We start from the raw sequence: 20,781 nt of genomic DNA, 5'->3' as shown, positions 1-20,781 counted from the left end.
CACTTTCGGGTGCCTTTATCGAACTGTGATCACCAGCGTCGGTCGATCACCTGCCCTGCGCTCCGGTTCCAGGTGATCTGGCCGGCCTGAAAGCTGCTCCGACGTCCGATGGGGATGGTGAACCCGTCCGTCGCCGGGTAGCGCGGGTGCGGCCGCTCCCAGCCGGGCGCGGCCCAGCGCTGCCGGATCGCCTCGTAGATCGCGTGCGAGTCGGTCGGCATCGTCCGGTAGATCGAGTCCGCCTTGGTCGAGTGGATGTAGCGGCCAATGCCGTCCGGCGTAGCCGACTCGTCCGTCGTGCGGTAGCCGAGCGGGCCCGTCTCCCAGCCCAGTGCCGCCCACTTGACCCGGCTCCGCCCGTCCACCGGACGCGCGCCGGTCGGCGGTGTCCGGTAGATCGAAGACCGCAGTGTGCCGGGCCGGTTCGGGAAGTGGTTGTAGCGGCCGATGCCGCCGGAGTGGAGGTCTCGTCGGTCGCGGGCGGATCGAACGTCCGGTGCCCGCCCCGCGCGAGGTACTTCGCCAGGATCCGGCCCTCGATCTGCTTCACGACGGTCTCGGCGCTCCAACAGAGCCTGCCGCCCGCGCACGGTGAGGCGCGCGGTCGCCCCTACGACCTCGGAGGCGTAGGCGTGGATGTCGGCGTGCACGAGGTCGCCGTTCGCCGCGAACTCGACCGGACCGCCGATACCGATGAACTCCGGCGCCTGGGCGAGCCTGCCCTGGCCGTCGTAGGTCATCGTCCAGATCTTCTGCGTGACGTAGTCGCCGAAGAAGAACGCGCCCTGGTTTTCATCCGGATAGGATAGTCCATTGTAGATGATTCCGGCGGTTACGCTGTTGCCCTCGTCCACCCCGGAACCGTGGGCGAGTTTCCTTCCCAGCAGGGCCAGGTGTTCCAGCCGACGGCCGGCGGGCCGAGGCGTGGATCGAAGCAGAACCGGAACGGGCTTCGGTAATCACTAAAGAAACCTTCGAGCGAGCGCAACGCGCCTACTCATGGCTGCGGTGAAGGAAGCTTTCGTCGCATGGCATGCGGGGATGGCGTCCTTCGCACAGTAAGGGACGGTCATTCTTCAGGCCACGACCTGCACCACGTCACCGCTCTGCAGAGTCGTGAAGTACTTCTGCGAGGCCGCCGCGGACAGGTGGAGGCAGCCGTGCGAGTACACCGAGAGACTGCCGGTGTGGAACGCGATACCCGGCAGGAAGAACACCGAGTTCGGCATCGGCGCGTCGAACTGCTTCGAGTGGTAGTTCTTGACCTTGGCCGAAACGTGGAAGACACCGGTCGGCGTCGCGTGGCCCTTCTTGCCGGGCAGTTGCTTGACCGGGCCGTAGATGACCTTGCCGTCCTGCAGCAGCCACGTCTTCAGCGCGGAGAGATCCACGCAGGCGCTCACGCCCGGCGAGGCCAGCGCGGCCTTGCACGGAACGTCGGCGGCGTTCGCGGCGGGCTTGGCCGCCGGTTTCGGCGTGGGCTTCGGCGTCGGCTTGGGCTTCGAAGACGACGACGGTTTCGGCTTGGAACTGCTGCTGCTCGGTGTCTGGGACGACGTGGTCGGCGCGGCGGACGTGGAAGACGGCACCGACGTGGTCGTCGTCCCGCCCGCCGGATCGCCTTGCGCGACGGCGCCGCCACCGGGCGTGCCGCCGCCGGCGTCGCCGGAGCACGCGGTCAGCACCAGTGCCGTGGCCAGTGCGGTCACCCCCACCAGGAACTTCTTCACGACCCTTACCCCCCATTGTCCGTAGTGCGGCTGCCATGGGTATAGACGGAGCTCACCCGTCAGGGGTTGTGGGCCACAAGGTCACGATCCCATCTCGGAGCCGTCGACCTGCGGGAATTCACGGCACGCGGCCGACGACCCGCGCGTACATCCTGCCCGGATTGGCGCCTTCGTCCAGATAGCCGGGCAGCGGCGGCAGGTCCCGCGCGAACACGGCCAGCCGTCCGAACAGTTCATTCGCATCGGACGGACGCCGCTCCGGATCCTTCTCCAGCAGCTCCGCGAGCAGGGCGTTCAGTCCATCCGGGACACCGTCCACTTCGGCCGGACTCTCCTTGACCTGCTTCTCGAACACCGCGTACGCCGTCGGACCGGTGAACAACTGTTTACCGGTCAGCATTTCGTGCAGGACACAACCCAGCGCGTACAGATCACTGCGGGGCCCGGCGATCCCGCGCTGGATCTGCTCGGGCGCCATGTACGCGGGCGTGCCCAGGATCTGCCCGGCGCGGGTGAACTGGGCGACGTCGGTCTCACGCAGCATCGCGAGCCCGAAGTCGAGCACCTTCACGTGGGCGTCGGGACACAGCATCAGGTTGGTGGGCTTGAGATCGCGGTGGCAGATGGACAGTGCGTGCGCGGCGGACAGCACGGCGCAGGCCTGCGCCGCGATCGCGGCCGCCCACGGCACCGGCAGTGGCCCGTGCTCGGCGGCGAGATCGGCGACGGTCACGCCCTCGATGAACTGCATGACCTGGAACAACCGCTCGTCATAGGTCCCGAAGTCGTACAACGTCGGCGCGCCCGCGTGTTCCAGCGTGGCGAGGATCCGCGCCTCGCGGATGAAGCGCTGTTCGAGTTCGGCGTCCGGACCGCCGGGGAGCCCGAGGAACTTCACCGCCACCCGGCGGCCGAGATGCCGGTCGTGGCCCGCGTAGACCGCGCCCATCCCACCCCGGCCGAGCGGCAGCTCGTCGAGTTCGTAGCGATCGGCGATCAGCACCTAATTCTCCGGCTTGAGCTGTCCTTCAGTGAGCCCGGCCAAGCCTAGTCGCACCAGCTCCAGGCCCGATTCCGCCGCCTCACGCAGGGCGTCCTCGAAGGCGGCGAGCCGGGTGAACGCTTCCCCGCAGGCCCGCTGTGCCTCGATCGGAAGGCGCGGGATCCGGGTGCGTTTGAGGTCGATCCTGGTCGACGAGGTCGGCGCGATCTGCCCGGCCGCGCGCAGGCAGCCGGCGAGGAACGCGGCGTCCAGCCGATCGGGATCGGTGCGGTACTTCGACATCGGCGGCTCCACCACGATCGAGTCTCCACTGTGGACATACGCGGGCACGGCGGGCGACGCGACGACGTCGCCCTCTTCCACCGATTCCGGCACCGTGAGCACCCCGGATTTCAGCAACTCGCCGATCGTGGTGAAAACGGGCTTCTCGTCGGACACCGCCAGCGACGGCGGCTCCGGCCGGATCCCCTCGAAATGCCGCCGGACTTCAAGGAAGGCCTCTCCCGCGTGTTCGTCCCGCGCCTGATGCCGGGCAGGGGAAAGGTCGATTTCCTCGTCGAGCAGCTCGATGATCCGGACCGCGCCCGGCACCTCGGCGCCACGCAGATGCTCCCGCCACTGTTCCTCCACAGTGGACGGATCGGCCAGCAGGAGCAACCGGGACGGCGGCCGCTCGCCGGATTCCGGGCGGCGCAGCAGCCAGAGATCCGCGCCGCCGACCGTCACGATCGCGCGCAAGGCCCCGGCCCGCAACAGGTTCCCGCGGATCCGGCGCCCGGTGCGGCGCGCGGCGGCGGCGGGCGGCATGCGGATCGCGACCAGCCCGCCGGGCTTCACATGCGCGAGACAGTGCTGCACCCACGCCAGTTCCGGTTCGCCGCGCGGCGGCTGGCCGTACTCCCAGCGCGGGTCGCCGACGAGTTCGTCGTAACCCCATTCCCGATCGTTGAACGGCGGATCGCAGACGACGGCGTCCGCGAGAAGTCCTTCGTAGGAGTCCATCGGCAGGGCGTCCGAGCCGTACATCTCCATGTCCGCGCCCGCGAGCAGCAGCCGGTGCGCCGCGATGCACGAGATCGCCGGGTCGTCGGTCTGACCGAGCAGCCGGGAGCCGCCGGAGGCGAGCAACAGCGTCCCGAGCCCGCACGCGGGATCGAGCACGACGCCGGGTTCGGGACCGATGAGCCGGGACATCAACGCGGCCACCGGTTCCGCCGTGACGGACAACTGACGGGAGTGCGCCTCGACGTAGCGTTCGCACAGGAACTCGAAGGCCTCGCGCGCACCCACTTCGTCGGCGAAGCGGTCCAGGAGTTCGAGTAGCTCGGGATCGTCGTAGCGGGGCGAAAAATCCCACTCCTCCCCGGAGCCCCGGCGCGACAGGAACGTGCCCACCCTGCCGACCCGCGAGCTCAGCCACAGGTCGTCGCCGAGGTTCCGCAGCCGTTGCCAGATCCGATCCCCGAGCGACACCTCGAACGGCTTCCCACGCTTACGCAGCCAGTTTTCGACGTCGAGCAGCGAAAAGAGGGGGCTGGACGCCGTCCCGCCGACAGGCGGCGGAAAATCTCCGTAACGTCGACGCCAGTTGCTCACCGCGGCGCGGCCGACGCCGGCGATGTGCGCGATGTCCGCCGCGCTGACGGTGGCTTGCTCCTCCATCGGCGCATCGTAACCGACAGCTGACCATTCCAGGTCTTTATTTGTGAACTCAGTACACAACTGCTTTACTAGGTCTATGACGTACACCCTTCGGTACGCGGCCGGCTCGGACGTCGGTCGGCGCCGTCAGGTCAACCAGGACTCGGTCTACACCAGCGCCAGGCTGCTCGCGGTCGCCGACGGCATCGGCGGCCAGCCACACGGCGAGGTGGCGAGCGCCGAAGCGGTCGGCGTCCTCTCCAGGCTCGACACGGATCTTCGCGACTTCGACCTCGGGGAGGTCGACCTGGTCGAGGTGCTCACCGGAGGCCTTCGCACCATCGCCGACCGGCTGGCCGCGACCGCCGAGCGCGAACCGGAGACGCGCGGCATGGGCACCACCCTGACCGCCCTCCTGTTCGACGGCGCGCACTTCACGGCCGCCCACATCGGCGACTCAAAGGGGTACCTCCTCCGCGACGGCACGCTTCGGCGCTTCACACGCGACCACACCCTCGCGCAGGCGCTCGCGGACGACGGGCGCATCGACCCGTCAGAGGTCGAAGGGCACCCTCGCGGCTCACTGCTCATGAAGGCACTTCTGAGCACTGGCAGCGGCGAAGCGGACATCTGGGCCTTCGACGCGGCTCCCGGAGACCGTCTCCTCCTGTGCTCAGATGGATTGACGGCAACGGTTGTCGAAACCGTTATCAAGGATGTCCTCGGCGCCTTCCAAGACCCCGCCGAGACCGTCCCGAGGCTGATCGACCTCGCCAACGAAGGCGGCGGACCGGACAACATCACCTGCGTCGTCGCCGACGTCCTGTCACCCGCGGCCGCCTGAGTCCCGAAGCCGCGAACGCAGGTCAGACCCGCCTTCCAAGGACCGAATGGGCATCCGGTAAAGTTCTCCACGGAGGATTGGCCGAGCGGCCTAAGGCGCACGCTTGGAAAGCGTGTTGGGTTCACGCCCTCGCAGGTTCGAATCCTGTATCCTCCGCCATCGGCAAGGCCCCGGACGTTCCGACGTCCGGGGCCTTGTTGATTAGTTAGCAGGACCTTCACTTAACAGAGTCAGTTGATCACGCTAAGTTTAACAGTGGTCGTTCCAGCCCCCGACGTCCCAAGGAGTCCGCCAAAATGGCCGGAGTCGAAGAGATCCGCGCTGGTATCGCGCTCGCGAACGAGAAGTCGTCCGCGAGCATCGCCGCACTTCAGCAGGCAGCGCAGTCTCTCGAAGAAGCCCAGCTTTCCCTTTCGCAGGCCACCCAGGGCAGCAGCCAGCACGAGGTGAGCCAGGCACACGGGCTTCTCGCCGAGGCACTGCAGGGCATCAACGGTTTGGTGAGCACCATCCAGGCGGGCATTTCGTCGGCCGAGTCGTACTCGACCCGCCTCTAGAGCATGTACCTCGAAGAACTGCACCAGCTGCTGACGGTCGTCCAAACCGGCCTCGCCGACGGACGTGCTCATGCCGAGCGGGCGAGAAGCCTGCTCGAGGAGTCCAGGCGTGCCCTTGTGGAACCACAGGCCCAGGCCGTGCCATGGGTGCCGTCGCAGCTGGCGCAGGCCGACGAGGGAATCGAGAACCTCCTGACGCGCCTTTCCGCCGCTGACGACCTGGTCAGCGGTTACCAATCCCGCCTATGAGATCGGCGAGCCGGCATGGGCAGCAAAGCGAGTGAACAGCGCAATCGCGTCATCACGGCGCTGGAACGGGTCCGGCATCAGATCGGGCTCGTCCTCGGATCCGCCGCCGGTGCCCGCCAAGCCGCCGAGGCGGAACTGGCCAAGCTGGAACTGGAACAGCACATCGTCCGGGTGGGGATGAACAACTCCACCTCGGAGCAGCACGCCGAATGGTCGCGGCATCCGGCCGCCGCCGAGGTGTTCAACCTGCTCGGCAACGTGCGAGGCCAGTTCTACGCCGACTGGGAAGCCGGGCCGAACGCGCTGCGCGATCTGGTCACCGGCAACGCGCCGGGACCGGCGGGTCAGCAGCCGGGCAACTGGCTCGGCCGCGTCGGCGGGAATCCCGGCATCACCGCACCGGGGCTGTGGCGCGTCGGCTCGGCGACCGTGCCGGGCAAGGACGTTCCGCGCACCTTCGACGTCGCGATGCCCCTGCTCGACGAGTCGCATCTGTCCATCACCTCGGCGCCGAAGACCCGGCCCGCGGTGGACGGCATCGTGCAGAACCTGCTGATGCGGGTGCTGAGCACGTTCGAACCCGGCGCGGTGCGCGTCCACCTGTGGGACGTCGGGCAGCTGACCGCGATCCTGCCCGACCTGTACCCGCTGAGCCGCACCAGCGCGCTCACGCTGTACGACCCAGGGCGGCTTGAGGACCTCCTCGACGAGCTGGCCGGGCACATCCGCCGCATCCACGCGACCGGGATGCAGGCGGGACATACGTCGCTGCGGGAGATCCGGCAGGCGAGCGGCCAGCGCGTCGAACCGTTCCGCGTCGCGGTGCTCTACGGCAACGGGGAAACCCTCGAACCGGAACGCGCCCGCGAACTGAAACGCGTCGCCACCGGGGCCCTGGCCGCCGGGATCTGCCTGATCATGATCGACGTGCCGACCGCGCTGTCGACGTCGGTCGAAACCTTGAGCCTGCTCGACGACCGCCGCGCGATCAGCAGCATGACCGGTACGGACCTGGTCGTCGACCTCGATCCGCCGATGCCGTCCGGACAGGTCATCCGGGCCGCCGGGCGGATCGCCGAGGCGCTGATCGCCAGACAGGGCGGGCCCCGCTCGTTCGCCGACCTCCTGCCGACCGAGCTGGGCAAGGAGAGTTCGGCGCGGGAACTGCGGGCGCCGGTCGGCTTCTTCGAGGGCGAAGCGGTGGAGGTCGTCATCGGCGACGCCAGCCCGCACGTGCTCATCGGCGGGCCGAGCGGTTCGGGGAAGACGAACTTCCTGTACTCGCTGCTCGGCAGCCTCGCGGCCCGGTACTCGCCGGACGAACTCGCGCTGTACCTGCTGGACTTCAAGGAAGGCGTTTCGTTCGCCGGGCTCGCGCCGGGGCGGCGGGACGCCAGCTGGCTGCCGCACGCCAAGCTCATCGGGGTCAACGTCAACACCGACCGCGAGTTCGGCCTGGCGCTGCTGCGGTACCTCGCCGACGAGCTGCGCCGCCGGTCCGCCGCGGCGAAACAGCACGAGGTCATCAACCTCGCGGATCTGCGCGAGCAGGACCCCGGCGGGCACTGGCCGCGGATCGTCGCGGTGATCGACGAGTTCCAGTACCTGTTCGCCGGCCGCGACGGCGTGACCGCGACCGCGACCCAGCTGCTGGAGGACATCGCGCGGCGAGGCCGGTCGCAGGGCATCCACCTGGTGCTGGCGAGCCAGGACGTCGCCGGGATCGAGGCCTTCTGGGGCAAACCGGCGGTGTTCGAGCAGTGCACACTGCGGATCGCGATGCCGAAGGCGCGGCGTGTGCTGTCCGAGACCAACAACGCGGCGGTGTCCGCGCCGAAGTGGCACGCGGTGATCAACCACGATTCCGGTGTCGCGCACGGGAACCAGCTCGCCCACGTCCCGGACGCGAGCAGCAAGGACGTGTTCGTCAAGCTGCAGCACCGGCTGTGGGAGCGGTATTCGGAGTCGTTCAAGCGGCCCCGGCTGTTCGATGGGGCGCATTCCCCGGTGCTCGAACAGTTCCCGGCGTTCAACGAGCTGAAGCCGACGAAGAAACCGCGGGCGCTGCTGGGTCAGTCGATCGACGTCGACGAGGCGGCCTGCGGGGTCGACCTGCCGAAGGCGCCGGGACGGAATATCGCGGTCTTGGGTGCCGCCACGGCGGAGGCACTGTCCATCATGGACTCCGCCGCGCGATCCTTGGCTCGCCAGCATCACGACGATTCGGTGGAGTTCGTCCTTTCGTGTCCCATCGAAGCGTCCTTCCAGGCGGTGTCCGAGTTGGCCGAACGATTGGAAGCGGAGGGACACCGTGTCTCGCTGGAGGACGATTTGCCCGCCCGGGTAATCGATATCGCGGCGAACTTGTCCTCTTTGGACACTCCGAAAGTGTTGCTGTTGTATGGCGTCGACGCTTCGATTCCCGCACTGGAGGCCAAGGCGCCCGGGCAGCTGAAGAGCGGCTTGGACCAGCTGAGGGTGCTGCTGAAACAGGGTCCGTCGCACGGCGTCCACACCATCGGCTGGTGGCGCAGCATCGCACGCTTGAAGGACACGCTCGGTTTCGCGGGCACCGACGACATCGGTACCTGGGCGGCACTGGACGTCCAGGGCAACGAACTGTCGCCGTTCGCCGCCGGGCAGGTCGTGCACTGGTCACCGCGGCCGGGTCGCGCGCTGTTCTTCGACCGCACCACCCACGGCGCCCCCGAGGTGATCATCCCGTTCCAGCGTCCGGAAGGGCCTCTCGATGGATGACGGCATGACCGCGGCCATGCGGTACAAGGAGATCGTCGCCCTCGCGCGCGCTTCGGCGGAGAACCTCCGCAACTGGGAGATCGGCCACGCGGACGAACTGGAGGCCCGGCTCGCCGAGGCGTACCAGGCCGTCGCGGACGCCGCCGAACGCGAGCAGCGGGCGGTCGACCGGGCCTCCCGCTGGTGGAAGATGGCTCAGCACAACGTCGCAGGTCTCAACTGGCTGCCGGACGACGAAGACCCGCAACCGGTCCCGACCGCGCGGGCCGGGTACCTGGAGCGGTACCTGGAAGAGGTCAAGCCGAGCTACCAGGAACTCGTGCAGGCCGTCCTCTCCCTGGGATGGCGCGCGAAACGCTCCTAGACGCGCCCCCCTCGCCCGCGTTTCGTCCTCTAGTTGCGGTCCTTGCGCGTGCAACTACCGCAACTAGAGGACTACTTGCGGCGGGTTACGGCTTCGGGAGGTACGGGCCGAGGATCTTCTCCAGGTAGTCCGCCAGGTCGTAGAACGCGTCCTGGACCGGGTTGCCCGCGCTCGGCCGGAACCGCAGCACCTGCGGGTCGTGGTCGCTCGCCTGCTGCGCGAACTCGGCGTTCAGGTGCACGACGTCGTAGTCGGTCCCGCGCGGCGCCTTCGACGCCAGGATGTGGTCCAGCACCTGCGACTGGCCCTCGAAAACGTAGCTGTACCGCTCGTTTTCCGGCAGCGACGCGATGAAGTCCTTCAGCGCGCCTCCGGCGGTCAGGGTCTTCACCGCGGGCGAGAACGGGTAGTCGTTCAGGTCACCGGCGACGACGATGTTCGCGTTCTTGTCCGACGCGAGCAACTCGTCGACGAAACCGCGAAGCACCGTCGCCTGCTTCGCCCGCTGCACCTCGGAACTCCGGACCGGCGGCTGGTTGCGGCCGTGGGTCGGCTGGTCGCCGCCCTTGGAGTTGAAGTGGTTCGCGATGACGAACACGGTGCGCCCCTGGAAGACGAACTCGCCGACCAGCGGTTTGCGGCTGGCCTCCCACGCCTCGTTCGCCGGGTCGACCCGGCCGGGGGAGACGGTCAGGTGGGTCTTGCCGCGTTCCTTGACCACGCCGACGGGAGTGGTCGAGGTGCCGCCCGGTCGATCCACAAAGGACACCCGAGCCGGGTTGAACAGGAAGCCCACGCGGATGTTGCCACCCGGCTGGCCGCCGTCCTTGCCGTTCTCCGGGTCGATCTGACGCCACTCGTAGCGCGGGCCACCGGCGGCGGCGATGGCGTCGACGAACTTTCGCAGCGTCTGCTCCGCGGCGACGGTGCCGTCGTTCGTCGGGCCGTTGTTGTCCTGAATCTCTTCCAGGTTCAGGATGTCCGGCTTCGCCAGGTTGGTGGCGACGGCCTTGGCCAGCTCGCCGAACTTCTCCGCACCGTCCAAAGCGGACAGATTCTCGACGTTGTAGGTCGCCACCGAAAGCTCACCACCGCGCTGGGCACGGGTGCTCTCGCGCTTCAGCCCGTTGTCCTTGGTCGCGCCCAGCTTCGTCGCGAACAGTGTGTAGCCGCCGAAGTTGCTGTACTCGACCGGGCCGGAGGTCTCGCCGGTGAGCACGTCGCCGGTGTTGACCTTCGGGAACGGCACCTCGGCGAACGGGATCAGCGACGCGACCTTGAGCACGCCGGTGTTGAGCCGGTCGTAGCCCAGGTACACGGCGCCGCCACGCACACTCGGGTTCTGCTTCGGCTTAATGGTCACGTAAAGCTCGTTGAACGACGACGTCGGGCCGACGACGCGAGCGTCGGAGACGCTGACGATCTCGCTTTCGTGCGTCTCCCAGAAGTCCAGCGAGTACTTCGCGGGCTCCAACGGCAGCGGTTCGATGCTGCCGCCCGGGGCGGGGGCGACGGTGTCCGGGACCGACTCCGGCGTGACGACGGTCGCCGCGGGCAGCGCGTTTCCGCTCGAATCGACCGTCCACCGCGCGCTCGTCAGCTCGGTGAGCGACTGGTACGGCGATGTGGCGGGCGCGTCCGGGTAGAACTCGCGGACGGTGCCGGAGGCGGTCACCGCGTCACCAACGGCCACGGCGGGCGTGGTCGAGCCGGTGAAGACGAACAGGCCCTCGCTCGTACGCGGGTCGGCGTCGGGAGCGGTGTCGGTGATCCAGAACCCGCGCGCCGAACCGAAGCTCCGGATCGCGGTCACGACACCGGTGACCCCGGCGACCTTCTGGTCCTTGAACGGCGAGATCCGGGTGCTGCCCTGGATGTCGTGGATCTTCGCGTTCACCGGCGGCGGGCCGGTCTCACCCGGCGTCTCGCCCTTGCCGTTGGTCGGGGTGGGCGCGCCGGAGGTGAAGTCGGCGGCGTTGTCGTCGGTGTCCGCCAGCGTCGTCGCCCTGGCGACGGAAGCGGTGTTGGACGGCGCGGCGGCCGCGGCACCCTCGCGGATGGTGGCACCACCGAAGCCGACCAGGTCTTTGATCCGCGGGTCTGCCGCGCAGTCGGCGGCGGTCTTGCAGGTCAGCGCCGAGGTGCCCTGGACGAGCGCGATGGTGCCGGCGGTGGCGGACAGCGGGATCGCGCCCGTGGCGTCCGGCGTCGGCAGGGCGACGGTGCCGCCCGCGCCCTTCGCCTGCGCGACGAGGTACCGCGCGCCCGGCGCGACACCGCCGGTCAGCGGTGTGACCTGCCAGCTGTTCCCCGACGCGGGCGCGTACTGGACGCTGAAACCGTCGAGGCTCACGGCCGCCGCGCCGCGGTTGGCGAGTTCGACGAAGTCGTTGGTCAGCGTGGCGCCCGAATTGCCGCCACCGCCGTAGACCTCGGCGATCACGGCGTCGGCGCTGGGCGCGGCGAGCGCGGCCGGAGCGGCTGTGATGGCAGCACCGCTCAAGACCAGGCCGGAGGCGACGGTCACGCTCAGGGCCCGTCTCCTGGCAGCACGGCGGGATGTGGTCACGCTGAGTCCCCTCTTCGCAAGATCGGTCGAGGAATACTCCCCCGGACAAGTGTAATGAGGAAGACGACGAGACAACGATTCGTGACAGCTGGGCCGTTCGGAGTCACACTTTCGTCGTTCTCAGGGCTGGTTTTGCCTTGTTCTCCGATGAGAGGTTCAAGATCCGCCGCCTGCCACGTACCCAGGAGGCGTCTTCATGCGCAGACTTCTTTGCGCGCTCATCCCTCTTCTCGCGGCCGGTCTCGTGACCCCGGTTTCCGAGGCGGCGGAGGCCGAGTTCGAGGTGATGACCCCGGCGAGCACGGTCGCGTCCCGCACCGACCGGCGGCCGAACGCGGGTACCACCTACGACCCCGTCGCACGCAAGACCTTCATCTCATGGTCCGGCAAGGCCGCGGACACCCACGTCCAGGCCTACGACCACCGGACCGGCGTCTGGACCGCGCCGAAGAAGATCGCCGACGGCGAGTCCGATCCGCACAACGACCCGACGATGCTGCTCGCCGGCGACGGCCACCTGCTGATCTTCCTTGGCATGCACAACACGCACCGTGATCAGCCGCGCGCCGCTCGCTCATTCGCTGGACGGCACCTGGACCGGCACGGAGGTTCCCGCGGGTGCCTCGGCGAGCTACCCGATGCCGGTCAAAACCGCCGACGGCACGTTGTTCGTGTTCTACCGCGAGACGACCAACGAACTCGATCCGAACGCCAACCCTGACTCCCGCCCGATGAAGTACATCGCGTGCCGCGACAACGGGAAGACCTGGAAGAACTCCGTACAATTGACCGGGAAGCAGTGGGCGTTCGGCTCGCTGGGCCGGGCCGACCACATGGACGAGATCTACGTCGGCCAGCTGCGGTACCTGCCGTCGTCCGGGCGGATCCAGTTCGTCTACACGCTCGCGGGCGGCGGGCCGTCGCAGCACAAACACGACGTCTACCACCGGAACGTCTACTACCTCTCGTTCGACGTCCGCACTTTGCGCTTCTTCTCCGCGGCGGCCTCAAGTCGCCGGACGACGTCCTGCAGGTCGGCACGCAACGCGACGGAAAGCCGTTCGTCACCTGGTTCCAGTTCGACGCCGCGGGCTCGCCACGTGATTCGCGGGTGCGTGGAACGGCCGGAACTGGGAAGTGCGCGAAGTCGCGAATGGACTCCGATTGCGTGAGATCGAACCGCTCAATGGCGGCACTTGGCGCGTTTACGGAACCCGGGACGGACAACCGCACATCGAAACGTTCTTGCTCGAGAACGGGCGTCATCGGAGACCGGAAACCTTGATCACCACACCGAAACCGGTCCAGCGCGTCGAAGTGATCGCCGGTTTCCGGGACCCCGCCCGCATTCTGGTGACCGGCGCGTCCAGTGCGCGTGACGTCTCCGTGGCCGACGGTGACATTTGTGTCGCGGGAACGCCGCGCAAATAGTCCATTCGAGTTTCCCTGCCTTAAATGAACCTCAAGTCCGGGTACGACCCGGCATTTCCGGAGTTACCTTTGGCGACGTGAGCGAGGACACAAATCCTCCCTCACGTCGCCGGAGGAGGTGTCCGATGGGCTGGCTCATCGCAGGTACCGCACTGATCCTGCTGCTGGGGATCGCACTGGCCGTCGATCTGCGCGACCGGAAACGGGGCGGCCGTCCGATGGCCCACTTCAGCGGAGCACGGCTCGACACCGTGCTGCGGGAGGCCGACCTCGGCGATCGGCACCTGACCTTCTGACGCTCACCGGGGAGGGTGAGCGGGGGGAACTGGGGGCGCACCGCCGGTGCACGGGACCCGTCGGGGGAGGACGGAGCCCGTACGCCGGCGGTGTGTCATGTCCTGGTCCGTGCCGCAAGTAGTCCTCTACTTGCGGCAGGCAGGGCTCGCGTCAGTACCGCTTCGGCCGCCATCCCGGGTGTCCCGAAAGCCACTTTCGCGACGTCTGATGTCCCGAAAGTGGCTTTCGCGACACGGCCACTGGGCAGTCGCGGTAAGTACCGCTCCCGTGCGGTCAGCGCTCCAGTTCCTGCCGCGCCCGGTACTTGCCGATGAGCGACTTCGCCCCGGCGACGGCGGCCTTGCCCGCGCCCTTCGCGCTCGCGGCCAGGAACGTCGTCCAGTCGAAGTAGTCGCGCCACAGCACGATCCGGCCGTCGCGTACTTCGAACGTGCCGCACACCCAGAACTCCGCCTCCCACGAACCGCGCCGCAGCACGTCGGTGCGCTCGGTGAGCACGATCGGCCCGTCGGCGGCGATGTGGTGGGTGCGCGCCTCGAACCCGCTGCCGTAGCGAGCCAAGGCGCGCAACTGCTTCTCCACCGCCGAGAGGCCGCGAGCCGGGGGAAGCGGGACGTTCTGGTAGACGATGTCGATCGCCACGAAGCTCAGCGCGCGGTCGATGTCGAGCTCTTCGAGGGCCTGAAGGAAACCGGTCACCACGGTCTTCGGATCCGTCATGCCCACCGAGGCTAATCGGTTTTTGAACCGGCGGAAGGTCACAGCCGTATCACAAGACGAAGGGGCCGGTTTCCCGTGACTACGGAGGTATCGATGCGACGGCGACCGCCGATGGTTTTGCTGGGGCTGCTCGCCTGGGTGCTCGCGGGCTGCTCGACGGCCACGAGCGCCGCGCCGGCGGCTCAGGGCGCCCCAGGCGCCAGCCAGGCCGACATCACGTTCTCCCAGCAGATGGTCCCGCATCACCAGCAGTCGATCCAGGTCGCGAACCTGGCCTCGGAGCGGTCGGCGTCCGAGTTCGTGAAGGCCACCGCGGCCAAGATCATCAAGGCCGAGTCGGCCGAGGTCCAGACGATGACCGGCTGGCTGCGGTCGTGGAACGCGGCCGTGCTCCCCGCGGCGGGCCACGCCGGGCACTCGATGCCAGGGATGATCACCTCGGGGCAGGTCGCCTCGCTGCAGAACCTGACCGGCGCCGAGTTCGACAAGACGTGGCTCCCGCTGATGGCCGAGCACCTGCGCAACGGCGTCGCGATGGCCAAGACCGTGCTGTCGTCGGGCGAGCACGCCGAGACGAAAGCGCTGGCGCAGGAGATCGTCGAGAACCAGACGGCGGCGATCGACGAGATCACCGCGCAGATTTCTTGACCCCCTGAAGACCCTCCTACGCCCTCCGGTATTGTTCTCGGCGGTGGCGTGTCCGAGCGGCCGAAGGAGCACGACTCGAAATCGTGTGACGGCTAATCCCCGTCCGTGGGTTCAAATCCCACCGCCACCGCAGCGAAGAGCCGGTCTCCACGGAGACCGGCTCTTCTGCGTCGAGACCTACTTGTTGAACTTGTCCTTGAGGCCCTGCACGGCCCCTTCGGCGCGGTCGCGCATGTCGTGGCCAGTCTCCTTGACCTCGCCCTCGGTCTGGTCGGCCCGGCCGGAGTTCGCGAGGTCCTGGTTGTCGGTCTTCTCGCCGAGCTTCTCCTTGGCGGCGCCGATGGCCTGCTCGGCCTTGTCCTTCGCCTTGTCGAAAACGCTCATGGCGGACGTTCCTCCTTAGACTGGCGACCACCGTCTGCGGCCGCCTGTGTGGGGAGTACCCGGAGAACACGGCGTGACACATTTGTCACCCGGTGCGGTTACCTCGTTGCCCGTGGAAGAAGTCTTCGAGCAGGGCCGCGCACTCGGTCTCCAGCACGCCGCCGACGACTTCCGCGCGATGACTGAGCCGCCGATCGCGGACGACGTCCCACAGCGACCCCACGGCTCCGGTCTTGGGCTCCCAGGCACCGAAGACGAGCTTCGCGACCCGCGCCATCACCAACGCACCGGCGCACATCGTGCACGGCTCCAGCGTCACCGCGAGCGTGCAGCCTTCGAGCCGCCAGCCGTCGCCGTAGATCTCGGACGCGGCACGCAGCGCGAGAATCTCCGCGTGCGCCGTCGGGTCCCCCAGTTCTTCGCGGGCGTTGCGCGCGGAGGCGAGCGGGGTCCCGTCCGGTGCCAGGACGACGGCGCCGATCGGCACGTCGTCGCCCGCGCCCCGCGCCGCTTCGATCGCCGCCAGGACGGCGGCGATGTCGGCGGCGGAGGCGGAGGGGCTCAGATCTCGTCCAGGATCTTGGTGAACTCGGCGGCGAATCCGCACCGCTGCGCGACCATCTGGAGTTGCTCGTCCGGGTAGAGGTCGACCTCGCCGACGATCACTTCGAGTTCCGCCCCTGGCAGTCCGAGATCGGACAGGATCCCCAGATCGCCTTCCGGCCAGACGGCGTCGTCGTCCTCGTCCGGCGGGTCGACTCTCAGCACGTCGAGGACGTCCGCGGCGATGTCGTAGTCGAGCGCCGCGGCGGCGTCGGACAACAGCAGCGAGGGACCTCTGGGACTCGGCCGGACGATCACGAAGAACTCGTCGTCGATCGCCAGCAGCCCGAAGGAGGCACCCGTCGAACGCAGTTTGCCGAGCTCGGTGATCGCAGCGTCGAGTTCGGCGAGTGCCCCTGGATCAAGAGAGCTGCACCGCCATCGACCGTCCTCCCGCACCACGGCCACCGCGAACCCCGTGATCGGCTCTTGCACCGCCATGCGCACACCGTATTCCGCCCGCATTCGGAACGCACGCACGGTGCGCCTGAAGCGCCGCATGCGCCACTATCGAGACATGACCGGACCCACCGACCTGCCCACGCTCCCCGATGCGCGCTTCGCCGGTTTGCTGGCCGAAGCCCGCGCGCTCCAAACGAAAACCGTAGAACTCCGCCGGGAGATCCACCGGAATCCGGAGATCGGCCTCCACCTGCCGAAAACCCAGTCCTCGATCAAAGCGGCCCTCGAAGGCCTCCCACTCGAGATCACCGAGGGCAAAACGACCACGTCGCTGACCGCCGTCCTCAGGGGCGGGAAGCCGGGCCCGGCGATCCTGCTCCGCGGCGACATGGACGCGCTGCCGTTGCATGAGGACACCGGCCTCGACTTCTCCTCCGAGGACGACGGCGCGATGCACGCCTGCGGACACGACACCCACGTCGCGATGCTGGCGTCGGCCGCGCGGCTGCTCAGCGAGCACGTCGACGAGCTGGCCGGGTCGATCGTGTTCATGTTCCAGCCCGGCGAAGAAGGCGAGCACGGCGCGCGCCACATGATCCACGAGGGTGTGCTCGACGCGGCGGGCGAACGCGTCGAAAAGGCGTTCGGCCTGCACATCTTCACCCAGGTCAACTCCGGCGTCGTGCAGACGCGGCCGGGGCCGATCATGGCTTCGGCGAACAGCTTCCACGTGAAGGTCACCGGCCGGGGCGGCCACGGTTCGGCGCCGCACCAGGCCCTCGACCCGGTGCCCGCGGCGGCGGCGATGGTCGGCGCGCTGCAGACGATGGTGACCCGCAAGGTGAGCGTGTTCGAGCCCGCGGTGGTCTCGGTCACCCACATCGAGGCCGGGACGACGACGAACATCATCCCGGAGACGGCGTTCCTGGAGGGCACGATCCGCACGCTGTCCGAGCGGACACTGGCGTTCGTGCGCGAGGAGCTGCCGAAGGTGTGCGAAGCGGTCGGCGCCGCGCACGGCGTCCGGGTGAGCGCCGAAGTCGTCTCCGGCTACCCGGTCACGGTCAACGACCCGCGGATCGCGGCCCGGGTGCTGGAGCTGGCCGCCGAGGTCCTCGGTGCCCGCAACGCCGAGCCCATGGAGAACCCGGTGATGGGCGCGGAGGACTTCTCCTATGTCCTGCAACGCGTTCCGGGCGCTTTCGCGTTCCTCGGCGCCTGCCCGCCCGACGCCGACCTGGCCACGGTGGAGGCGAACCACTCGAACCGGGTGATCTTCGACGAGGACGCGATGGCCAGCGGCGTCGCGATGTACGCCGCGTTCGCACTGGACGCACTGCGGTAGCCATTGCACAACAGTGTTGATTTAATGGGTGTCATGAGCGATGACACCCTGGCCGTCCTGACCGCACAGGAGGAGCGCCTGGTCTTCCGCCGGTTCGACAACGAGACCGCGCTGGAGCTGGGCGCCCACCTGCTCGCGGCGGCACGGGACCGCGCCCTTCCGGTGACGGTCTCCGTGCGCCGCGGCGGACAGCGGCTGTTCCACGCGGCGTTGCCAGGCACCTCGGCCGACAACGACGCGTGGATCGACCGCAAGAGCCGCGTAGTCGACCGCTACGGGCACAGCTCGTTCCTCGTCGGTGAGCGATTCCGCGCCAAGGGCACGACGTTCGAGGCCGGCTCTCGCCTCGATCCGGATCTCTACGCCGCGCACGGCGGCGTGTTCCCCGTGATCGTCGACGGCGTGGGCCCGGTGGGCACGGTGGGCGTCTCGGGACTACCCCAGGCCGACGACCACGCGTTCGTCGTCGAGCAACTGGAAGCGTTCCTCGCCACACTGTCCTGAATGGACTTTCCACGGAGTGATCCTCGCGTCGCGCTTCGACTGAGGCGCAGGAAAGGCGTCGTTGGACGACCGGCGGTTGGGCGTAGTCGTCAGTGGCGAGTCGGACTATCGAAGGCATGGCGAACGTGGTCAGGGCCAGTGGTGACGTGAAGGCGCGGCAGCCCGCGGGACACGAGACCCGCGAGCCGATGCCCCCAATGTGGCATCGAGGACGCTCAGCGCCTACACCGCGGTCCGTGAAGGACTCCTTGAGGGACCCAGAGTCCCTTAAGGAGTCCTTCACGGACTCGGAACACTCGCCGCCATCCCGGACCGGTTGCTCGCCGGCGGCATCGACGTCGTGACATCGGACGGGAACACCGGCGAGTTCTACGCGCTGGACGAGGCCGTCCGCGCCGGTGAACTGACGGTCGAGACCGCGGCCAGGCGGCGAGCGTGGGCACGACGTCGCCACGGCGATCCGCGCGGCGCGGCACGCGCGGGAGACGGGCGCGGACCTGATCATGATCCACCAGCCGGTGCACCCGTACGTCTCGGCGGCGGGCTGGGTCGAGTACCACCGCGCCATCGTGGCCGCGGTCTCGGAGCTGGGTGTCGTGCTGTACGTGCGCGACCCGCTGATCGAAGGCGGGCGGCTGGCCCGGCTCGCCGACGCCGCCCCGAACGTCGTCGGCGTGAAGTACGCGGTGCCGGATCCGGTGCGGTTCGCCTCGGTGGCGCGGGACGCTGGGTTCAGGTGGATCGCCGGGCCACTTCGCCGTCGGCGCGACCGGGTTCACGTCGGGACTGGTGAACGTCGACCCGTCGATCTCGCTGAAGATGCTCGTTGCGGGACGGGAACTTCCGCGACGCGATGGCGATCTGGGGACGCGTCCGCCCCTTCGAAGAGTCACGGGCCGCCGACGGGAACGCCAACAACGTGAGTGTGGTGAAAGAAGCGTTGGCAAAGCTGGGTTTGTGTCGCCGGATGTCCGGCCGCCGAGTCGCCCGCTGACCGGCGAGGCACGCGGAAAAGTCACCGGGACGCTCGAAAATGGGGCGGTGCCACAAGAATTTCTGACCGTGTGCACGCCCGCCAAGGGTGGGCGTGCACACGGTGACAGGTCAGAGGTCGTGGCCATCGACGATCGCGGCTTGGCCCTTATGGGCGCCTCGGGGCGCGCCGTGAGGCGCGGCGGGCGGCTGCTCACCGGTCAAAGCCGGCGGGACCATGAACGCGAAGGAAACGATGTCTTGGCCGGTGCTCCTGTCCCCGGTCGAACCTCGCGACCGGACGGAAACGGGGGAAGTTTCCCTCGATGTCCTTGACTGTACGCCAGATCGTGCTGGTTCGGTGAATTGCTTCCGCCCCGCTCACGTGGGACCCTGGAAGAAGACCACGGAGCGCCCGTGGCGTGTTGTGGTACCAGTGCCTTTCTCGGCCGAACCAGACCCTTCGGTGTTCTGAACCCGTTGCTGGATTGCCCACTTTCACTAGACCAGAACGGTGTGATCTCCCATGACCTCCACCCAGACGAGGCAGGGCAGCGACTTCGCCGAACTGTCCGAATTGGTCAAAGGCGCCGGCCTGCTCAACCGGAGGCGCGTGTACTACGCCGCGAAGATCTCCTTGAACCTGCTGGCTTTCGCCGGTGGCTGGGTCGCGTTCGCGCACCTCGGGGACTCCTGGTGGCAGCTGTTCCTCGCCGCCTTCTTCGCGATGATGTTCACTCAGCTCTCCTTCATCGGCCATGACGCCGGGCACAAGCAGATCTTTCGCGGCCGCAAGGCGAACGACGTCACCGGGTTCGTCCACGGTGGACTGACCGGGCTCAGCTACGGCTGGTGGATCGGGACGCACAACCGCCACCACGCCAACCCCAACCACGAGGACGAAGACCCGGACGTCAACCTCGCCGCCCTGATCTTCACCAAGGCGCAGGGCACCGAACGGCGTGGTTTCCTGCGCTGGATGGCGAAGTACCAGGCGTTCCTGTTCTTCCCGCTGCTGTTGCTGGAAGGCCTGAACCTGCACGCGTCGAGCGTGACCGCGATCTTCCAGCGCGGCTTCAAGCGGCGGAAGCTCGAATCGGTGCTGATGCTCGCCCACATCGCCGCGTACCTGACCGCGGTGTTCGTGGTGCTCTCGCCCGGTGTCGGCTTCGTCTTCATCGCCGTGCACCAAGGCCTTTGGGGCGTGTACATGGGCTGCTCGTTCGCCCCGAACCACAAAGGCATGCCGACACTGTCGGCCGGGCACAAGCTCGACTTCCTGCGCAAGCAGGTCCTCACCTCGCGCAACGTGCGCGGCGGGCAGGTCGTGGACTTCGCCCTCGGCGGGCTCAACTACCAGATCGAGCACCACCTGTTCCCGGGCATGGCGCGGCCGAACCTCAAACACGCGCAGGTGATCGTGCGGGAGTTCTGTGCGAAGCACGGCATCGACTACGCGCAGTGCGGCTGGGCGGCGTCCTACGGGTACGTCCTCAGGCATCTTCACGAGGTCGGCGCCCCGTTGCGCGCCCGAGCGACGGCGAGTGCGCGATGAACGCCTCCCGCTCCCTCGGCGACGTCGGCGAAACCGCCGCCGACGATCGTTGCCCGAACTGCCCGCATCCGCTGTCGGCGCACGACGCGATCGCCCGGCGGTTCTGCACCGCGACCGCTGCCGGTGGGTTCAGCCGCGGTTGCACGTGCGCCACGAAACCCGAAACAACCGAGTAGAGAACGAAGCGGCGTTCTCCCTCGCCGTGC

The 20,781-nt window shown here is 68.2% G+C and carries 22 protein-coding genes, 2 tRNA genes and 2 pseudogenes; 17 read left to right on the top strand and 9 right to left on the bottom strand.

What is annotated here, in order from left to right:
• Nucleotides 1-29 precede the first annotated feature (29 nt).
• The 4 genes from ACM6LU_RS08165 to ACM6LU_RS08150 all read right to left on the bottom strand — a co-directional run bounded on the left by ACM6LU_RS08165 (nucleotide 30) and on the right by ACM6LU_RS08150 (nucleotide 4,395).
• Nucleotides 30-854, bottom strand: a complete 825-nt coding sequence (locus tag ACM6LU_RS08165) for a hypothetical protein (protein ID WP_414936917.1) — start codon at nucleotides 852-854, stop codon at nucleotides 30-32.
• 222 nt (nucleotides 855-1,076) lie between these two features.
• Entirely contained in the window at nucleotides 1,077-1,730 is a 654-nt protein-coding gene (locus ACM6LU_RS08160; protein WP_414936916.1) for a L,D-transpeptidase, read from the bottom strand.
• Nucleotides 1,731-1,848: 118 nt separating this feature from the next.
• Nucleotides 1,849-2,733: a serine/threonine-protein kinase gene (locus ACM6LU_RS08155; protein WP_414936915.1), complete on the bottom strand. Its 885-nt coding sequence runs from the start codon at nucleotides 2,731-2,733 to the stop codon at nucleotides 1,849-1,851.
• Nucleotides 2,734-4,395, bottom strand: coding sequence for an N-6 DNA methylase (locus tag ACM6LU_RS08150; RefSeq protein WP_414936914.1), 1,662 nt, complete (start codon nucleotides 4,393-4,395; stop codon nucleotides 2,734-2,736).
• A 76-nt stretch (nucleotides 4,396-4,471) separates the two neighbouring features.
• Between ACM6LU_RS08150 and ACM6LU_RS08145 the strand changes: the two genes are divergently transcribed.
• The 6 genes from ACM6LU_RS08145 (at nucleotide 4,472) to ACM6LU_RS08120 (ending at nucleotide 9,145) form a co-directional block, all read left to right on the top strand.
• The gene (locus tag ACM6LU_RS08145; RefSeq protein WP_414936913.1) at nucleotides 4,472-5,218 is read left to right on the top strand and encodes a PP2C family protein-serine/threonine phosphatase; all 747 of its coding nucleotides are present in this window, start codon (nucleotides 4,472-4,474) and stop codon (nucleotides 5,216-5,218) included.
• Nucleotides 5,219-5,289: 71 nt separating this feature from the next.
• Nucleotides 5,290-5,377, top strand: a tRNA-Ser gene (locus ACM6LU_RS08140).
• Between the two features lie 137 nt (nucleotides 5,378-5,514).
• Nucleotides 5,515-5,775: a hypothetical protein gene (locus ACM6LU_RS08135; protein WP_076156138.1), complete on the top strand. Its 261-nt coding sequence runs from the start codon at nucleotides 5,515-5,517 to the stop codon at nucleotides 5,773-5,775.
• A 3-nt stretch (nucleotides 5,776-5,778) separates the two neighbouring features.
• Nucleotides 5,779-6,024, top strand: a complete 246-nt coding sequence (locus tag ACM6LU_RS08130) for a hypothetical protein (protein ID WP_414936912.1) — start codon at nucleotides 5,779-5,781, stop codon at nucleotides 6,022-6,024.
• Nucleotides 6,025-6,039: 15 nt separating this feature from the next.
• Nucleotides 6,040-8,781: an FtsK/SpoIIIE domain-containing protein gene (locus tag ACM6LU_RS08125; RefSeq protein WP_414936911.1), complete on the top strand. Its 2,742-nt coding sequence runs from the start codon at nucleotides 6,040-6,042 to the stop codon at nucleotides 8,779-8,781.
• Nucleotides 8,774-9,145: a hypothetical protein gene (locus ACM6LU_RS08120; protein WP_414936909.1), complete on the top strand. Its 372-nt coding sequence runs from the start codon at nucleotides 8,774-8,776 to the stop codon at nucleotides 9,143-9,145. Before ACM6LU_RS08125 ends, ACM6LU_RS08120 begins: the two co-directional genes overlap by 8 nt.
• Before the next feature lie 85 nt (nucleotides 9,146-9,230).
• Here ACM6LU_RS08120 and ACM6LU_RS08115 read toward each other — a convergent pair whose 3' ends face one another.
• Nucleotides 9,231-11,672 (bottom strand): endonuclease/exonuclease/phosphatase family protein, encoded by a 2,442-nt coding sequence (locus tag ACM6LU_RS08115; protein WP_414936908.1) that lies wholly within the window; start codon nucleotides 11,670-11,672, stop codon nucleotides 9,231-9,233.
• A 238-nt stretch (nucleotides 11,673-11,910) separates the two neighbouring features.
• Here ACM6LU_RS08115 and ACM6LU_RS08110 point away from each other — a divergent pair.
• The 4 genes and pseudogenes from ACM6LU_RS08110 to ACM6LU_RS08095 all read left to right on the top strand — a co-directional run.
• Nucleotides 11,911-12,204: pseudogene (locus ACM6LU_RS08110) on the top strand (hypothetical protein); the annotation flags it as partial.
• A gap of 61 nt (nucleotides 12,205-12,265) precedes the next feature.
• A complete protein-coding gene (locus ACM6LU_RS08105) occupies nucleotides 12,266-12,886 on the top strand; it encodes a BNR-4 repeat-containing protein (protein ID WP_414936907.1) in 621 nt (206 codons plus the stop codon).
• A gap of 109 nt (nucleotides 12,887-12,995) precedes the next feature.
• Nucleotides 12,996-13,145: a hypothetical protein gene (locus ACM6LU_RS08100; protein ID WP_414936906.1), complete on the top strand. Its 150-nt coding sequence runs from the start codon at nucleotides 12,996-12,998 to the stop codon at nucleotides 13,143-13,145.
• Between the two features lie 125 nt (nucleotides 13,146-13,270).
• Nucleotides 13,271-13,441, top strand: a complete 171-nt coding sequence (locus ACM6LU_RS08095) for a hypothetical protein (protein ID WP_414936905.1) — start codon at nucleotides 13,271-13,273, stop codon at nucleotides 13,439-13,441.
• A gap of 274 nt (nucleotides 13,442-13,715) precedes the next feature.
• On the opposite strand, the gene ACM6LU_RS08090 is transcribed toward ACM6LU_RS08095, so the two are convergent.
• On the bottom strand, nucleotides 13,716-14,162 hold the full coding sequence (locus tag ACM6LU_RS08090) for a limonene-1,2-epoxide hydrolase family protein (protein WP_414936904.1): 447 nt from the start codon (nucleotides 14,160-14,162) through the stop codon (nucleotides 13,716-13,718).
• Between the two features lie 93 nt (nucleotides 14,163-14,255).
• On the opposite strand from ACM6LU_RS08090, the gene ACM6LU_RS08085 reads away from it, so the two are divergent.
• Together ACM6LU_RS08085 and ACM6LU_RS08080 are read left to right on the top strand one after the other, a co-directional pair.
• Complete coding sequence (locus ACM6LU_RS08085; RefSeq protein ID WP_414936903.1) at nucleotides 14,256-14,810, top strand: DUF305 domain-containing protein; 555 nt, start codon at nucleotides 14,256-14,258, stop codon at nucleotides 14,808-14,810.
• A gap of 42 nt (nucleotides 14,811-14,852) precedes the next feature.
• Nucleotides 14,853-14,940: transfer RNA gene (locus tag ACM6LU_RS08080), tRNA-Ser, on the top strand.
• A 47-nt stretch (nucleotides 14,941-14,987) separates the two neighbouring features.
• Here ACM6LU_RS08080 and ACM6LU_RS08075 read toward each other — a convergent pair.
• The 3 genes from ACM6LU_RS08075 to ACM6LU_RS08065 form a co-directional block, all read right to left on the bottom strand.
• Nucleotides 14,988-15,194: a CsbD family protein gene (locus tag ACM6LU_RS08075; RefSeq protein WP_414936902.1), complete on the bottom strand. Its 207-nt coding sequence runs from the start codon at nucleotides 15,192-15,194 to the stop codon at nucleotides 14,988-14,990.
• Between the two features lie 85 nt (nucleotides 15,195-15,279).
• On the bottom strand, nucleotides 15,280-15,720 hold the full coding sequence (locus ACM6LU_RS08070; protein ID WP_414937126.1) for a nucleoside deaminase: 441 nt from the start codon (nucleotides 15,718-15,720) through the stop codon (nucleotides 15,280-15,282).
• A 35-nt stretch (nucleotides 15,721-15,755) separates the two neighbouring features.
• Nucleotides 15,756-16,238, bottom strand: a complete 483-nt coding sequence (locus ACM6LU_RS08065) for a tRNA adenosine deaminase-associated protein (RefSeq protein ID WP_414936901.1) — start codon at nucleotides 16,236-16,238, stop codon at nucleotides 15,756-15,758.
• 76 nt (nucleotides 16,239-16,314) lie between these two features.
• On the opposite strand from ACM6LU_RS08065, the gene ACM6LU_RS08060 reads away from it, so the two are divergent.
• From ACM6LU_RS08060 to ACM6LU_RS08040, 5 genes and pseudogenes are all read left to right on the top strand, one after another.
• Nucleotides 16,315-17,544, top strand: a complete 1,230-nt coding sequence (locus ACM6LU_RS08060) for a M20 metallopeptidase family protein (RefSeq protein WP_414936900.1) — start codon at nucleotides 16,315-16,317, stop codon at nucleotides 17,542-17,544.
• Nucleotides 17,545-17,577: 33 nt separating this feature from the next.
• A complete protein-coding gene (locus ACM6LU_RS08055) occupies nucleotides 17,578-18,048 on the top strand; it encodes a heme-degrading domain-containing protein (RefSeq protein ID WP_414936899.1) in 471 nt (156 codons plus the stop codon).
• Nucleotides 18,049-18,340: 292 nt separating this feature from the next.
• A pseudogene (locus ACM6LU_RS08050) lies at nucleotides 18,341-19,083 on the top strand (dihydrodipicolinate synthase family protein); the annotation flags it as partial.
• Between the two features lie 463 nt (nucleotides 19,084-19,546).
• On the top strand, nucleotides 19,547-20,575 hold the full coding sequence (locus ACM6LU_RS08045; protein WP_414936898.1) for a fatty acid desaturase family protein: 1,029 nt from the start codon (nucleotides 19,547-19,549) through the stop codon (nucleotides 20,573-20,575).
• On the top strand, nucleotides 20,572-20,751 hold the full coding sequence (locus ACM6LU_RS08040; protein WP_414936897.1) for an RGCVC family protein: 180 nt from the start codon (nucleotides 20,572-20,574) through the stop codon (nucleotides 20,749-20,751). Before ACM6LU_RS08045 ends, ACM6LU_RS08040 begins: the two co-directional genes overlap by 4 nt.
• Nucleotides 20,752-20,781: the final 30 nt, after the last annotated feature.

This window comes from Amycolatopsis sp. cmx-11-51 (genome assembly GCF_047608665.1).
In the GTDB taxonomy this organism is placed as follows: domain Bacteria; phylum Actinomycetota; class Actinomycetes; order Mycobacteriales; family Pseudonocardiaceae; genus Amycolatopsis.
The sequence above is the reverse complement of the archived record's forward strand: the minus strand, read 5'-3'. Positions and strand labels throughout refer to the sequence as shown.